Annotated in this window: 13 protein-coding genes and 1 pseudogene; 3 read left to right on the top strand and 11 right to left on the bottom strand. The window is 68.1% G+C overall.

Translation table 11 applies throughout. From position 1 onward, the window contains the following. Nucleotides 1–35: 35 nt before the first annotated feature. The 8 genes from Q8N19_RS08140 to Q8N19_RS08105 all read right to left on the bottom strand — a co-directional run bounded on the left by Q8N19_RS08140 (nt 36) and on the right by Q8N19_RS08105 (nt 10192). Complete coding sequence (locus tag Q8N19_RS08140; RefSeq protein WP_305589556.1) at nt 36–1847, bottom strand: DUF885 family protein; 1812 nt, start codon at nt 1845–1847, stop codon at nt 36–38. Between the two features lie 139 nt (nt 1848–1986). Beyond that, a complete protein-coding gene (locus Q8N19_RS08135) occupies nt 1987–5061 on the bottom strand; it encodes a TonB-dependent receptor domain-containing protein (RefSeq protein WP_305589554.1) in 3075 nt (1024 codons plus the stop codon). 271 nt (nt 5062–5332) lie between these two features. Then, the gene (locus tag Q8N19_RS08130) at nt 5333–5515 is read right to left on the bottom strand and encodes a DUF3606 domain-containing protein (protein WP_293320868.1); all 183 of its coding nucleotides are present in this window, start codon (nt 5513–5515) and stop codon (nt 5333–5335) included. Between the two features lie 76 nt (nt 5516–5591). Continuing rightward, entirely contained in the window at nt 5592–6050 is a 459-nt protein-coding gene (locus Q8N19_RS08125; protein WP_305589552.1) for a DUF3429 domain-containing protein, read from the bottom strand. Beyond that, complete coding sequence (locus Q8N19_RS08120; protein ID WP_305589550.1) at nt 6047–6415, bottom strand: thiol-disulfide oxidoreductase DCC family protein; 369 nt, start codon at nt 6413–6415, stop codon at nt 6047–6049. Before Q8N19_RS08120 ends, Q8N19_RS08125 begins: the two co-directional genes overlap by 4 nt. A gap of 41 nt (nt 6416–6456) precedes the next feature. Continuing rightward, a complete protein-coding gene (locus Q8N19_RS08115; RefSeq protein WP_305589548.1) occupies nt 6457–7272 on the bottom strand; it encodes a DUF3313 domain-containing protein in 816 nt (271 codons plus the stop codon). A 37-nt stretch (nt 7273–7309) separates the two neighbouring features. Continuing rightward, entirely contained in the window at nt 7310–9508 is a 2199-nt protein-coding gene (purL, locus tag Q8N19_RS08110; protein WP_305589547.1) for a phosphoribosylformylglycinamidine synthase subunit PurL, read from the bottom strand. Nucleotides 9509–9688: 180 nt separating this feature from the next. Continuing rightward, on the bottom strand, nt 9689–10192 hold the full coding sequence (locus Q8N19_RS08105; protein ID WP_305589545.1) for a hypothetical protein: 504 nt from the start codon (nt 10190–10192) through the stop codon (nt 9689–9691). A gap of 366 nt (nt 10193–10558) precedes the next feature. On the opposite strand from Q8N19_RS08105, the gene Q8N19_RS08100 reads away from it, so the two are divergent. From Q8N19_RS08100 to Q8N19_RS08090, 3 genes are all read left to right on the top strand, one after another. Next, nucleotides 10559–10741, top strand: coding sequence for a YdcH family protein (locus Q8N19_RS08100; RefSeq protein ID WP_305589543.1), 183 nt, complete (start codon nt 10559–10561; stop codon nt 10739–10741). Nucleotides 10742–10817: 76 nt separating this feature from the next. Then, nucleotides 10818–11708 (top strand): LysR substrate-binding domain-containing protein, encoded by an 891-nt coding sequence (locus Q8N19_RS08095; RefSeq protein ID WP_305589541.1) that lies wholly within the window; start codon nt 10818–10820, stop codon nt 11706–11708. A gap of 207 nt (nt 11709–11915) precedes the next feature. Continuing rightward, nucleotides 11916–12356 (top strand): hypothetical protein, encoded by a 441-nt coding sequence (locus Q8N19_RS08090; RefSeq protein ID WP_305589539.1) that lies wholly within the window; start codon nt 11916–11918, stop codon nt 12354–12356. An 82-nt stretch (nt 12357–12438) separates the two neighbouring features. Here the strand turns inward: Q8N19_RS08090 and Q8N19_RS08085 are convergent, their stop codons facing one another. The 3 genes and pseudogenes from Q8N19_RS08085 to Q8N19_RS08075 form a co-directional block, all read right to left on the bottom strand. Continuing rightward, nucleotides 12439–12909, bottom strand: coding sequence for a DNA-deoxyinosine glycosylase (locus tag Q8N19_RS08085; RefSeq protein WP_305589537.1), 471 nt, complete (start codon nt 12907–12909; stop codon nt 12439–12441). Nucleotides 12910–12984: 75 nt separating this feature from the next. Next, nucleotides 12985–13449, bottom strand: a complete 465-nt coding sequence (locus Q8N19_RS08080) for a hypothetical protein (protein ID WP_305589535.1) — start codon at nt 13447–13449, stop codon at nt 12985–12987. Between the two features lie 93 nt (nt 13450–13542). Beyond that, nucleotides 13543–14178, bottom strand: a pseudogene (locus Q8N19_RS08075) (methyl-accepting chemotaxis protein); the annotation flags it as partial. Nucleotides 14179–14259 lie beyond the last annotated feature (81 nt).

The following is a 14259-nucleotide window of genomic DNA, read 5'->3' as shown; positions in this document are numbered from 1 at the left end:
TGGGGCGATCGCCCCAAGGGTCGCAGCGTCTCGGATCAGGCGGCCCGGCGAGCGGCGATGTGGTTGTCGATCACCGCCTCCAGCACGGTCAGCGGCACCGCCCCCGACAGCAGCCCCGCATCGTGGAAGGCGCGCAGGTCGAACCGGTCGCCCAGCGCCGCGCGGGCCTTCTCCCGCAGGCGCAGCCAGACCAGCTTGCCGACCATGTAGCTGCAGGCCTGGGCGGGCCACACCGCATAGCGCTCGATCTCCGTGGTCGAAGACGAGATGGGTGACCCGTCGATGGAGGACATGGTCTCGATGGCCTGCTCGCGGCTCCAGCGCTTGGCGTGGATGCCGGTGTCGACCACCAGCCGCGCGGCCCGGAACAGGGAGGCCTGGATCTGGCCAAGCTCGCCCAGGGGGTCGTTCTCGTACATGCCCATCTCCAGGGCCAGCTGCTCGGAATAGAGCGCCCAACCCTCGCTATAGGGGGAGAAGCCGGCGATCCTGCGCAGCATCGGGATGTCGGCCTCCTGCTGGAGGGAGCGCTGCAGATGGTGGCCGGGAATGGCCTCATGATAGGTGAGCGTCTTCAGGGTCCAGCTGGGGTTTTCCGCCGAATCCCGCAGGTTGATCCAGTAGATGCCAGGCCGTGAGCCATCGAGCGCAGGGCGGTTGTAATAGCCGCCTGGCGCGCCGGCCTCGATGAACTTGGGCACCCTGCGGATCTCGACGGCCGCCTGGGGCAGGGCGCCGAAGGCCTGGGGCAGGCGCGGGGTGATCTCGGCGACCTGCTTGTTCAGGTCGGCGATCAGCTGTTCCTTGGCCTCATCGGTGTCGGCGTAGAGGTAGCGGGGATCCTTGAAGAGGGCCTGGATGCGCTCGCCCACCGAGCCCTGGGTCAGGCCCTGACCTTGAAGGATGACCTCGGCCCGGGCCGACAAGGCCTTGGCCTGCTCCCAGCCGAGTTCATGGATCTCATCCGGCGTCAGTGTCGTGGTGGTCGAGCTCTTCAGGGCGTCGCGGTAATAGGCCTCGCCGTCCGGCAGGCGCCAGCAGCCGGCGTCGTGAACCGCGCGGGGTTGCAGGGAGCGGACCCAGGCGATCTGGCGTTCCAGGGCCGGCAGGACCTGATCGGTATAGATGGCGCTGGCCCGGGCGGCATAGTCACCCCCAATGCCCTTGGCCGCGGCGCGTTCGGCCACAGAGGTCACCAGCGGCGAGGCGGCCGGATCGCCCTTCAGCCCCTCCATCTGGGTCAGCGCCCGCTCCAGGGCGAAGTCAGGCGGGATGACGCCAAGCTCGGCATCCCGGCGGCTGCGCTCGGTCTCCTGGTCCATCACCGTGGCGAACTGCGCCAGGCGGGACAGATAGGCTTCAGCGTCGGCCTGGGTCTCGATCCCGTGCTGGGTGCCCAGGAAATCTGGCACGGAGCGATAGGCGCCGTTCAGTTGGGAGATCACATAGGGGTCGCCGGCGCCGACATCGCCATAGGCGTAGCGCTGATTGGCCTCGGCCTCGGCGCTGAGGGTGAACAGCACCGCCTCGTAGTGGGGGACTTCCGAGGGGCTCAGGGTCGAGGCGTCGAAGGCCTCAAGACGGGCGAGGTTGGCGGCGTTGCGCGCCTTGTCGGCGGCCAGATCGCTGATCGAGGCGCTGTTCAGCTGCGCCTTGGCGCCCGCCCGCGCCCCCTGGTGAAGGCCGAGGCGGGTTACGCTCTGGGGCGAGTGATCCAGCATCTCGCTGAACATCTCGTCGAACAGCGTCCTGAGTTTCTGATCCTGGGGGCCAAGCGCCTGAGCGCGCACGTTCGTCGCCAGGGCCGCCGTCGCGACGGCGGAAAAGAGGAAGGTTCTGCGATCCATGGGGTCAGGCGCTCTCGATCAACCGAACTGAGTCTGGGCCTGAACCTAGCATGGTCTCAGGCCCGTGGCGGCAGGAGGGGGCGCAACGCGAAAGGGCGGCCGCATGCGACCGCCCTCCCTCGCCCGTGGGGATGAGAGCCTAGAAGCTGCTCTTCATGCCCACATAGAAGTACCGGCCCATGGGACCGACCGGCGAAGCGCCCTCGGTGAAGGCCGCCGAGCCCGTGGTGGCGGTGCCGGTGGAGCCGCGATCGGGCAGCTGGTTGGTGAAGTTGTTGACGCCGGCATAGGCCTGGTAGCGGTCCTGGAAGGTGTACTGCACCTGGATGTCGTGGGTCTCCCGCGGCGACCAGGTCCAGTAGCCGTCCGGCACATAGTTCGGATTGGCCGCGCGCCGCTCGTCGGTGAAGCGCTTGGTCTCGTCGAACCAGTTGAAGCCGTAGTTCACCAGCAGGTCATTCCAGGCCCAGGTGACGTCGAGATTGGCCTGCCACTTGGGCGCGCCGGCGAAGCCCAGCTCGCTGGAGGCCTCGGCGCCGTCGATCTCGACGAATTCCAGCTTGGTCAGGCGATTGGCCACCAGGTTGAACTGGAAGGTCCCGATGTCGCGCATGACCCCGAAATCGGCCGGGTTCAGCAGGTACTGCATGGAGAAGTCGAAGCCCGCCGTCTCATAGGACGAGACGTTGACCGAATACTCCTGGAAGGAGTCCACGAACTGGCTGCCCGGGTCGCGGGTGAACAGGCCGCAGAAGTCGTTGGGCTGCTCCAGGTCGTAGCAGCTCTCGATGATGGTGTTGGCCGTGAACAGGTTCACCGCGTCGGTGAGCGTGATCCGGTAATAGTCCAGCGACATGGACAGGCCCGGCGCAAAGCGCGGGGTGAAGACCAGGCCCAGGGTCTGGGTGTCGCCGGTCTCGGCGTCGAGGTCGCGATTGCCGCCCACCACGCCTTCAACCGATGAGGAGGTGGTGTTGATGAAGTCCACCTCCGCCGGATTGAACCCGAGATCGGCGGTGCAGTTGGCGACCCGGAATTCCGAACCGGCCTGGACGTTGCGGGTGTCGCAGGGGTCGGTGATGGTGCGGAAGGTCTGGGTCTGGGGCAGGAACAGCTCGCTGATGTTCGGGGCCCGGACCGCACGCGCGCGGCTGCCTCGGATCATCAGATCTTCGGTCACCCGCCACTGGGCGCCGATGTTCCAGGTGTCGGTGGTCCCGATCGTCGAATAGTCGGAGAACCGGTAGGCGAGATTGACGTCAAACGAGTCCACGAACGGCAGGTCGCGCACGATCGGGATGGCCAGCTCGCCGAACAGCTCGTGGACTTCGAACTGGCCGTTCTCGGCGACGCCCTGGCCCAGCCAGGTGATGTTGTAGCCGAGCTCGGAGCCCAGCAGCACGTCCTCGTCGGGGGTCTCGCGGCTCTTTTCCTTGCGGTACTCGGTCCCGAGCACGAAGCCCACCGGCCCGGCCGGCAGGCTGAAGGCCAGGGAGGAGTCGCCGGTGATGTAGGCGCTGAACACCTCCTGCTCGATCTTGGCCTCAGACGTGGCGACGTCGTTGATCCAGGCCTGGGCTTCGGGCGAAATGCCGCCTTCGCCGAAGATGTTGATCGGCACGCAGCCGGCGGCCTGACCGCCGCCCACATAGAGGTTGTTCCAGACGTCAGGGTCGACCGTGGTCCCGAACAGATCGCCGGCCGGCACGGCCGACGGATTGAGGGTCGAGCGGCAGACGATCTGGCCGGAGCTCGGATCGCGCACGGAGTCGATGGCGGCGAACCAGCGTAGATTGTTGCGGTTGTTCAGCTCGCTGTTGGATTCCTTGGTCTGGCCGTAGGTGTAGGAGACATTGTAGGCCACCGCCGAGGATAGATCGCCTTCGAAGCCGATCACCCCGCGGAAGGTCTCCCGCTCGATCTCCCGGCGAACCTCGCCCAGATCGAAGTTGTCCCGCGCCACCAGGACGCCGGGCGCCGGCAGCCAGGTGTCGGCCGCGGCCGTGCCCCCCGGCGCCAGGGCGTCGGCGCGGATGGAGTCAGGCATGTAGGGATTATCGATGGGGACGAAGATCCCGTAGTCGAAGGTCGGCTGCGAGCGGAAGTCCGTCTTGGCGGTGTTGTACTTGAAGTCGGCGAACATCCGGTGGTTCGGGGTGATCTCGAACATGCCGCCCACATAGCCGGTCCAGCGCTCCAGGCCGGGGATCAGCTCGGTCTGGAAGAGGTCGAGAGGCGTGCCCGACCCGCCCAGCATGGAGAAGCCGCCGGTATAGAGGCCGTCCTGCCAGCGTGTGCCGTCGCCGACAAAGCTGACGCCCGAGAGGGTGTTGGGGTCAAAGCCCGCGCGGGTATAGACGCCGCCGCCCAGCGCGGTGTCGATGTAGCGGCCGTCGCGGGCGAAGACGAGATCGGTGTCGCCCCAGGCGGCGCGGTCGACGCCGGGGTTGTCGTTGGGATAGTCGGCGGGATTATTGACCAGGGTCTCGCGCTGGCCGGGGCGGGAGAAGTCGCGGTCGCGGGGATCCAGGGCGTCGGTGTTGGAGTATTCCAGGCCCACGGTGAGGTTGGCGCGGCCGTCCATGAAGTTGCGGCCGCCCAGCGCGCTGATGAAGCTCTGCTCGCCGCCGCCCAGGTCTGACCAGCCATACTGGGCCCGGACGTCAAAGCCGTCGAAATTGCGCTTGGTGACGAAGTTGACCACGCCGGAGACGCCATCGGCGCCATAGATGGCCGAGGCGCCGCCGGTCAGAACCTCGACCCGCTCGATCAGCGCCACGGGGATGGTGTTGGTGTCCACGGCCGAGGAGCCGGGCTGGCCGGCCACATGTCGGCGGCCGTCCACCAGGACCAGGGTCCGCTTGGTTCCCAGGTTGCGCAGGTTCAAGAGGTTGAGGCCGACGCTGCCGCGGTCGGCGGCGTTGGACAGGGCCTGGGTGTCGGTGGAGCCGACCAGGGCCGGATAGTTCTCCATCAGGTCGGTGACGTTGGTGACGCCGGAGCGTTCGATGGCCTCGCCCGTCAGGGTGCTGACCGGATTGGGCGCGACGAAATCCTGCAGCCGGATGCGTGAGCCGGTGACGACCAGCTCTTCGACGGCGACGGCTTCGTCCTGGGTGGTCTGGGCCGAGGCGATCTGAGGCGCAGCCAGGGCGGCGAGGGCCGCGGCGCTGGTCAGAAGGGAGGTGGCGAGAAGGCGGGGCTTGGTCGGCATCTGTGCGTCCCGAAATGGGTGAGGTTGCACATTTTCGACCACGGAAGAATTCTGACCGCACCCCCTTGGGCGCCCGAAAATGGCCCGCTGCCGCCGAAATGCGGCATAAAGGCGCGATAATCTGTCTGTCCTGAGGCGAAAAAGCCACAGACTCGCAGACCCATGTCATGTCGATGTCACATATTAAGCTGAGCTATATGAAGGCGTTAAGCTAAAGCTTGCCGGTCAGAGCTGGCCGGCAGCCCCCATCGCGCTAGAGGTCGAAAATACCCTAGCGCCGCTTGCCAAGTTCGGCTGCGATGTCCTTGGTCATGCGACCGACCTTTCGGTGGGCGGCGGTAATCTGGTCGCGGGTGACCCCCCAGCGCTTCATCCAGTATTCGACGGCCTTGCGCTCCGACAGGTCCAGGCGGTCCTTGTCGATGAAGCCGCGCTTGTCCTTCAGACCGGCCATGGTGATGCGCTCCTCACTGGGGTGTTGCGTCTGTTTATCCCGGGCGCGCAGCCGGGGCCATGGGGCGCAAGCCGCCTCAGGCCAGACCCCCACCCGCCGCCAGGGCGATCTGGAGGGCGGCGACCACGGCCAGGGTCAGACCGACCCGCAGGCGGCCATACCAGACCGGCGCCTCGCCCCGGCGCACGGTCCAGAGATCATAGAGCATCAAGGCCAGAAATGCGGCCGACAGGGCGAGCAGGCCAGGGCCCGTTGGGATCAGGAAGGCCGCCCAGGCGAACAGGGCGGGCAGGACGCTGACCGCCAGGCCGCGGGCCTTGGGGCCTTCTGGTCGGGCTGTCGTCAGGCCCCACTGGGCCCCGCCCATGAAGGACAGGATCAGGGCGCCATAGAGCCGCAGGATGCGCTCAGCCTGCTCCGGCGCGATCAGGCCCGCGCCATCGAGGACGATGAGCAAGGCCAGGGCGGCGAAGGGGATGACGCCGGCCGCGCCAAGCAACAAGGCGGCCTGCGGAATGTGACGCGATGGGCTCATGCCGGACGCGCTCCCCGTCTAGCGTCCCATCGCCGCGCCAAGGTCTGAAGCCCCGGGCGGACTTTCAGGAACAGGCGATAGGCGACTTCCAGGGCGGCCAGGACAGGCGGCCAGGCGGCGAGCCGGCCGAGGGGGCGCAAGGCCGGCAGGCGAAGCCACATCTGGACGAAGGCCGCCGCGCCAGAGGCGGTCTGACCCTCCGGGGTGGTGACGTGAAACCGCTCCAGCATGGCCTGCCTGGGCAAGGGGGTTTCGGCGGTGGTCGTCAGATCCACAAACCAGACCTCGCCCGTCGCATCCAGTCGCTGCATCAGCGCGATCTCCCGCGCGCACAGGGGGCAGGCGCCGTCGTACCAGACGGTCAACCCAGCCTTCGCCTCAGGCGGTGGCGCCTGGTCCCTGGCGTTCACGGCTGGGTCGCCGGATCGCCCTCAGGCGCAGCCTCGGCCGGACGAGCCGCGCTGACCTCAGGCACATAGAGGCCGGTGATGAAGCGCGCGCCAAAGCCCTCGACCCGGAACCGGGCGCCGAACTCGCGGCAAGGATCGGTCTCGGCGGTGATGGAGCGGGGCGTGTGATCTTCCGGCGTCATGGCCGCGGCGGCGGCGTCGGCGAAGGGTTCGACGAACTGCAGGGCGTCGCCGATCCGGCTGAGGGAGGGATTGTCCGTGCCGATGGCGCCGGCCGTGCGGCGCCAGACGATGGCGGCCACCTGCTGGCCTTGCGGCCCGAGCATCTCGGCCTCTGCGCCCAGGCCGCCGAGGGTTCCGGGCACCCGCACCCCGATCGGGCCGGGAATGAAGAAGCCGGCGGCTGCGGACGCCGCCGAGCCGGCGCGGCCGGTGGGGATGACCTCGGTGACCGCAGCGCGGACCTGCGGGGTCTGAGGCGCAGCGTTCGCGCCCGCAATCTCGAAGCGCTCGGACAGCTCAAAACAGAGCTGGGCGTCAACCTCCCGCAGGAGGGCGGTCTGTTCGGCCGGCGTCATCCAGGCCTTGGCCTCTGCGCGGGGGGAGAAGACCGTGGGCTCGATCCGCACGGTGGTGATCCCGGCCAGGGCGGCGGGGTCTGACCGATCGAGGGCGCCGGCCCGAACCATGTCGGTGCGCGGGGTGAGCCCCTCATAGGAGGACAGGAACGCCCCCTGCTGGGGCGCGCCGGCGCAGGCGGCCAGGGCGAGGAGGAGGGCGGGGGCGGCGAGGCGGGGGAGACTATGGGACATGGCGACCTTCAACGCGGAGGCCGACCAGTGGCTCCGCCTAGCCCATGTACGCCGGCAGCCACCCTTCGTATGCATCGCGAAGTTGCGATAGGGGCAGTTGGAAGAGATCAGCGGTGGCCAGATGCTCTCCGCCCGCCTCGCCGATCTGGCGGGCCGGGACGCCAGCGGCGCGGGCGGCGGCCAGGATCGGCTCGGCGTCGGCCACGGCCACAAGGTAGCGGGCCTGGTCTTCGCCAAACAGTTCGGCATGGGCGGGCAGGTCGCCGGCCAGCTTCAAGGTGATCCCGACGGCAGACGCCAGGGCCATTTCGGCGGCGGCGGCAACCAGTCCGCCGTCAGAGAGATCGTGAACGACCGTCACCTGCTCGCCCTTGATCATGTCCCGGACGAAGTCGCCGATCTTGCGTTCCTGGGCCAGGTCCACGGGCGGCGGCGCACCGTCCTCCCGTCCCAGGATCTCGCGCAGGTACATGCTGGCCCCCAGCGCCCCATGGGACTCGCCCAGCAGGATCAGGGTGTCGCCCGGCCGAAGGCTGGAGAAGTCGGCATGGCGATCATAGTCGGCGATCAGGCCGACGGCGCCGACGGTGGGGGTCGGCGGAATGGCCTGGCCATTGGTCTCATTGTAGAGCGAGACATTGCCGCTCACGACCGGGAAGTCGAGTTCGCGGCAGGCCAGCGCCATGCCCTCAATGGCCCGGACGATCTGGCCCATAATTTCGGGCCGCTCAGGGTTGCCGAAGTTCAGGTTGTCGGTGATGGCGATGGGCTCGGCGCCGACGGCGGTCAGGTTTCGCCAGGCCTCGGCCACGGCCTGCTTGCCGCCCTCGAAGGGGTCGTTCAGCACATAGCGCGGGGTGCAGTCAGACGTGACGGCCAGGGCCTTCTTGGTCCCATGGACCCGCACGATCCCGGCGTCGGCGCCGGTGGCGGAGTCTTCCATGGTGTCGGCCATGACGTGGCGGTCGTACTGCTCCCAGATCCAGCGCTTGGAGGCCATGTCGGGGCTGCCCATCAGCTGGCGGACCGCCGCAGCGTAGTCGGCGGGCGCCGGGACGTCTTGGGGCGCCAGAGCGGGCTGCGCGGCGGGCGCGACCCAGGGGCGGTCATATAGAGGCGCATCGTCAGACAGCGGTCCCAGCGGCAGGTCGCAGACCACCTGGCCCTGGTGCTTCAGAACGATGCGGCCGGTGTCGGTGGTCTGGCCGATGGTGGCGGCGTCCAGGCCCCACTTTTCGAAGATGCGCTGGCCATCGGCCTCGCGGCCGGGCTTGAGGATGGCCAGCATCCGCTCCTGGCTCTCCGACAGCATCATCTCATAGGCGCTCATGCCCTCTTCGCGCTGGGGCACGGCGTCCAGGTCGAGCTCGATGCCGACCCCGCCCTTGCCGGCCATCTCGACCGAGGACGAGGTGAGGCCAGCCGCGCCCATGTCCTGGATCGCGGCCACCGCGCCTGAGGCCATCAGCTCAAGCGTCGCCTCAATCAGCAGCTTCTCGGCGAAGGGGTCGCCCACCTGGACCGTGGGGCGCTTTTCGTCCGACGCGTCGTCGAACTCGGCCGAGGCCATGGTGGCGCCATGGATGCCGTCGCGGCCAGTCTTGGAGCCGAAATAGACCACGGGCAGGCCAGGGCCAGGCGCGGCGGAATAGAAGATCTTGTCGGCGTCGGCCAGGCCCACGCACATGGCGTTGACCAGGATATTGCCGTCATAGCCGCGATGGAAATTGGTCTCGCCGGCCACGGTGGGCACGCCGACGCAATTGCCATAGCCGCCGATGCCGGCGACCACGCCAGACACCAGGCGCTTGGTCTTCGGATGTGACGGATCGCCAAAACGCAGGGCGTTCAGCAAGGCCACGGGCCGCGCGCCCATGGTGAAGACGTCGCGCATGATCCCGCCCACGCCTGTGGCCGCGCCCTGATAGGGCTCGATATAGGAGGGGTGGTTGTGGCTCTCCATCTTGAAGACGCAGGCCTGGCCATCGCCGATGTCCACCACGCCGGCGTTCTCGCCCGGACCCTGGATCACCCGCGGGCCCTTGGTGGGGAATTTGCCCAGGTGCTTGCGGCTGGACTTGTAGGAGCAGTGCTCGCTCCACATGACCGAAAAGACGCCCAGCTCCACGAGGTTCGGCTCGCGGTTCAGGCGCTTGAGGATCAGGTCATATTCCTCGGCCTTGAGGCCGAACTCGGCGGCCGTGTCGGCCAGGGATTTCGCGGGCGTAGCGGTCATGGCCGCCTTCTAGAGCGCGTTCCGATAAGTGGAAACCGGTTATCGGATGAAACGCGCGCAAGTCATGCAGGTTTGAGCGAGGTTGGCGGCGCAGGGCGATCGGCCGGGCTGCAAAACAAGCGCGCCGCGGAGACGGACTCCGCGGCGCGAGTTTCGGGGAGGGTGACGCCCGCCCGGGCGTCAGTTGAGGGCGAAGGCGGCGACCCGCCGGGGCTCCTCGGCTGCCCGGCGCCGGCCCAGCTCGCTGGCGATGATCACCCCGGCCAGCATGCCGTTCACCAGGCTCATGATGATGTGCACATCATCAAGTCGGCCCGCCGCGCGGATCTGCTCGGCGCTCAAACCCATCTGCAGGCCGTTGACCAGCACGTCATGGGCCGGAATGGCCGGGCCAAGCCACGGGGTGGCGTGGAGCACGACGTAGAAGGCCGACAGCCCTGCGGCCAGATAGGCGCCGATCAGCCGGGTCCTGCCGATCAGCAGCAGGACAAGGGCGGCGACAGCCACCGCGCCGGCGACCCAGCGGACATACGGGTCCATAAAGCCAAGGCCTGAGAGCACCTCGCTCCACCCGAAGACTGGATGGACCTCATAGCCGGCGATGAGTTTCGGATAGGCCCACATCCAGGCGATCAGGCCCGCCAGCATGAGGGCGCTGGTGACACTCCACATTCTGTTCAGCATGGCTTCTTCCCTTTCTCCGCCTCTGGTGGCGGTCCTGGGAACAGAGATGGCGGCGTCCGGTCCGCTGTCATCGGTGCGCAAGGCCATGGTTGCGATGAGGCTGTGTCATGCTGCGACTGCGTCGCGCGCGATCTTAAGTCTCATCGCGATCATTGCGGTTTCGAATGACGGTTTGGCTTGCGTCCGCGCCCGCCGTTTGGCCAAATCGACATCGCGGGCCGGGCCCCTCTGGCGACCATCGGGGTCGCGATGTCGGACCGCAGCGGGCGCGTCCGGCTGCGAGAAGGGTCTGAAGGTCTCTCTCCCCCCAATCGTCAGGTCGGCTTCCTTGGCCGGGCGCGTCCTCTATACCTGAGGAGCCCAGACATGGATCGGATACGTCTCTATCGACTGCGCAACGAGCACCGCCGCCTCGACAACGCCATCCGGCGGGAGGAGTGCCTTGAGGCCCCCGACACCGAGCGGCTGCAGGATCTCAAGCGCCGCAGGTTGGCCCTGAAGGGCCAGATGTTCCTCGCAGAAGCGGGTCTCTCCCCTGTACGATTTTAGGGTCACGGCCGGGGCCCCGCGCCCCGGCCCTTCCGGCGCCTGGGCCGACCCGCAACCCAGGACGAGGTAGGTCGATATGTCAGAGCGTCGTCGGTTCGAGACCCTGGACCTGGATCTCGTCCGAACCTTCGTGGCCATCGCCGAGGCCCAGAATTTCACCCGCGCCGGCGAGCGTCTGGGCCTGACCCAGTCGGCGGTGAGTTTGCAGCTGCGTCGGCTGGAGACCACCCTGGGGACGACCCTGTTCAACCGCGACCCCCGGCGAGTCGTGCTGACCGCCGATGGCGAAGGCCTGCTCCCCCAGGCGCGCCGCCTGCTGCGTCTTAACGACGAGATCGTCTCGGGTCTGCGGGGCGATGATCTGGCCGGCGAGGTTCGGCTAGGCGCGCCTGAGGACTTCGCCACCCTCTACCTGCCCGAGGTTCTGGGCGCCTTCGTCCGGGCCCACCCGCAGGTGGCCATGACGGTGACCTGCGACCTGACACTGCGGCTGCTGGAAGGGCTGCGGGACGGCGCGTTTGACCTGGTCCTGGTCAAGCGCGAGCCGCTTGGCCCCGACATGGGCGTACGGGTCTGGCGCGAGCCTCTGGTCTGGGTCGGCGCCGACACCGCGGCGATCAACGGGCCTGGGCCGATACCCCTGGTGCTGGCGCCGTCGCCTTGCGTCTATCGAAAGCGGGCCATCGCCGCCCTGGAGGCGCGGGGACGCACCTGGCGGGCGGCCTATACCAGCCCGTCCCTGGCCGGGCAGCAGGCCGCCCTGCGCGCAGGGTTGGGCGCCACCGTGCTGCCGCGGGACATGGCGCCGCCGGACCTGCTCATTCTGGGTGAGGACAGCGGCCTGCCTCCCCTGGCTGACGCCGAGATCGCCCTGATGCGTCCCCGGGGCGCGATTCCGGCGGCGGCCGAACAGCTTGCCGAACATATTCTCCAGGCGCTCGACCGCCGGACCCAGGCCCGGGGATGACGCCCTTGAGTTGAAGACCCGCGTTGTTCCGCTCGCCTGAGAGGCGAACCCGTCTGCGTCAGGTGGACGGGCGCATTAACCTTGCCTGGAACTATGGTTAACAGAACCTTGTCAGGCCGTTCGTTCCGCCCTAACAGGGAACCGTCAGCGTAAGGGGCTGATGGCCGTTCGCCAGCCCTTGAATAGTCTCAACTGGGGATGGTTTTAATGCTCAAGACAGCGTCTTTGGCGGTGATCGCGATCCTGGCCTCGGCCGGCGCGGCCAGCGCGCAATATCACCCGACGTCGGCTCAGCCCACCTATCAGAACTGCCCGCCGACCCATCCGGGGCATCCGGGTCATGCCGACTGCTACTGCCCGCAGGAGCATGTCTTCTACCATCCCGGCACGCCCTACAATGTTCGCCACACCGGGGGGCCGGCTGTGCGCATCTATTCCCAGCCGGTCTATGTCCCGTCCGGCCGCATCGATATTCAGGGCCCGCCAATCTATGTGGAAGCGCCGCCGATCCGCGTTGCGCCCGCCCAGATCTATCTCCACGCCCCGGACGTGCGGGTGAAGCCCTCGCAGGTGACCGTCGAGCCGCCGCAGGTGCATATCGCGCCTTGCCCGGACGGCCGGGTCTGCGGGCCTGTCGCCCGTCCCTGAGCCTTCGCGCCGCGCGTCGGCGACACTCGAAGCGCCGTCGCCCTCCCTGGGCGGCGGCGTTTTGCGTTTTCGGGCGCAGATCTCAGCCGCAGTCGGGCAGGAAGGGCGCCAGGGCCTGCCAGCGGGCCAGCTTGAGTTCGAATGACAGGGTGTAGGCCGGACTGCTGGAGGGCAGGGGCAAGATGACGAGACCGGGCTGGCCGGCCAGGGCCGCAGCGCCTGTGGCGGACGCTCGCCCGCCGTTGAAGGCTACGGCTTTCAGGCGCGGCAGGCTCGCGACCAGATCGCCCAGGGGGTTGGCGGTCGCCTTGCGGATTGCGCCATCCAGGCTGCCGGTCCGTTCGGCAGACCCGACCACATCCCAAAGGCCAATGTGAATCGCCCGGAGCGCCGCCAGGCGGGCGCCGTAGTCGTCGGGCATGTCCCGTCCGGAGACGGCGCACAGCAGTCGCCAGAACTGGTTGCGGGGATTGGCGTAGTACTGCGCTCGAGCCAAGGATATCTCGCCCGGCAGGCTGCCCAGGATCAGGACCCGGGTCTGGTCATCGACCACAGGTGGGAAGGAGACCTTGCGGGCGCCGGAGGGCGAGAGCGGGGTCGAGGGTGGCGACTTGGCCAGGGGCGGGCCTCAGTTGGCCGGCGCACAGAAGGCGCGGATTTCCCGGGCCAGATCCAGATCGCCGCCCTCCAGGGCCACGCGAATTGCGTCTGGGCACTGGTCCTTGGCGGCCAGGGCGGTCACTTCGAGCCGGAGGGCGGTCTGAGCTTCGGCCTGGGCCTTGAGCGCCTTGGCCTCACGCCGGTCATCCGGGGTGCAGAGCGACAGCCAGTCAGCCTCGGCGCAGCGACTGATCAGCCTGGCCCGGCGAGCGGCTTCGCGATCGGGGGCGGGCGCTGCTGTCGCCGGCGCGACATCGACCGGCGCGGGGGCCACCGTCGCCGGGGGCGAAGGCGTCGGCGCCAGCGGCCGATAGATCGCCTCGGGCACGCGGTAGCGGCACACCCAGCCGTCCGCCTCGAAAACGCAGGATTGCAGAGTGGCCTGCCCCTCCTGGGCCAGGAGGGCGAGCGCGAATGCGAGGGCGAATGACACCAGTTCCAGACCTCTTAGCCGTCGGCCCGGAAACGATAGCACCATTGGGTCCGCCGTCCCAAGACAGCGCCTGAGACGGCGGAGAAATGGTCCTTAGAAGTCCTTCCAGTTGTCGGTCTCGGGGGCCAGGGAAACCTTGCGCAGCGTGGCTCCCTGGCGGACCACAGAGACCCGGGCCGGCGCCCGCGTCGGGGAGACCCGCGACGACGCCTGGGCGCGGACACGGTTGATCTGGAAGCCGGTGACCAGCTGCGCCAGTTCGGCCGACTGGTCGGACAGGGTTCGGCTGGCGGCGGTGGATTCCTCGACCATGGCGGCGTTCTGCTGGGTCATCTGATCCATGTGGCTGACCGCCGTATTGACCTGGGCGAGACCCGAGGCCTGCTCCTGGGCGCTGGCGGAGATCTCGGTGACCAGGTCGGTGATCTGGCTGACCTGGCTGGCGATGCGCCGCAGGGCCTCGCCGGTCTTGCCGACCAGCTCCACGCCGGCCCCCACCTGCTGGGCGGAATTGGAGATCAGCGACTTGATCTCCTTGGCCGCCTCAGCCGAACGCTGGGCGAGGGCGCGGACTTCGGAGGCGACCACGGCGAAGCCGCGGCCAGCCTCGCCGGCCCGGGCGGCCTCGACCCCTGCATTCAAGGCGAGAAGGTTGGTCTGGAAGGCGATTTCGTCGATCACGCCGATGATCTGGCTGATCTGATTGGCCGAGGTCTCGATCTGACCGAGGCCGTGTGAAAACGCTGTGCCGTAAGTTCTGACCCTTAGCACGCGGTTTAGCGATCAGGCTTGGATGGCCCGGATCAGTTG

Source organism: Phenylobacterium sp., from assembly GCF_030693405.1.
GTDB lineage: Bacteria > Pseudomonadota > Alphaproteobacteria > Caulobacterales > Caulobacteraceae > Phenylobacterium.
The sequence above is the reverse complement of the archived record's forward strand: the minus strand, read 5'-3'. Positions and strand labels throughout refer to the sequence as shown.

Bases quoted from the DNA above. Each gene is read 5' to 3' on its own strand.
- Q8N19_RS08140 (WP_305589556.1), bottom strand. From the start codon at position 1,847: ATGGATCGCAGAACCTTCCTCTTTTCCGCCGTCGCGACGGCGGCCCTG.
- Q8N19_RS08135 (WP_305589554.1), bottom strand. From the start codon at position 5,061: ATGCCGACCAAGCCCCGCCTTCTCGCCACCTCCCTTCTGACCAGCGCC.
- Q8N19_RS08130 (WP_293320868.1), bottom strand. From the start codon at position 5,515: ATGGCCGGTCTGAAGGACAAGCGCGGCTTCATCGACAAGGACCGCCTG.
- Q8N19_RS08125 (WP_305589552.1), bottom strand. From the start codon at position 6,050: ATGAGCCCATCGCGTCACATTCCGCAGGCCGCCTTGTTGCTTGGCGCG.
- Q8N19_RS08115 (WP_305589548.1), bottom strand. From the start codon at position 7,272: ATGTCCCATAGTCTCCCCCGCCTCGCCGCCCCCGCCCTCCTCCTCGCC.
- purL (WP_305589547.1), bottom strand. From the start codon at position 9,508: ATGACCGCTACGCCCGCGAAATCCCTGGCCGACACGGCCGCCGAGTTC.
- Q8N19_RS08105 (WP_305589545.1), bottom strand. From the start codon at position 10,192: ATGCTGAACAGAATGTGGAGTGTCACCAGCGCCCTCATGCTGGCGGGC.
- Q8N19_RS08100 (WP_305589543.1), top strand. From the start codon at position 10,559: ATGGATCGGATACGTCTCTATCGACTGCGCAACGAGCACCGCCGCCTC.
- Q8N19_RS08095 (WP_305589541.1), top strand. From the start codon at position 10,818: ATGTCAGAGCGTCGTCGGTTCGAGACCCTGGACCTGGATCTCGTCCGA.
- Q8N19_RS08090 (WP_305589539.1), top strand. From the start codon at position 11,916: ATGCTCAAGACAGCGTCTTTGGCGGTGATCGCGATCCTGGCCTCGGCC.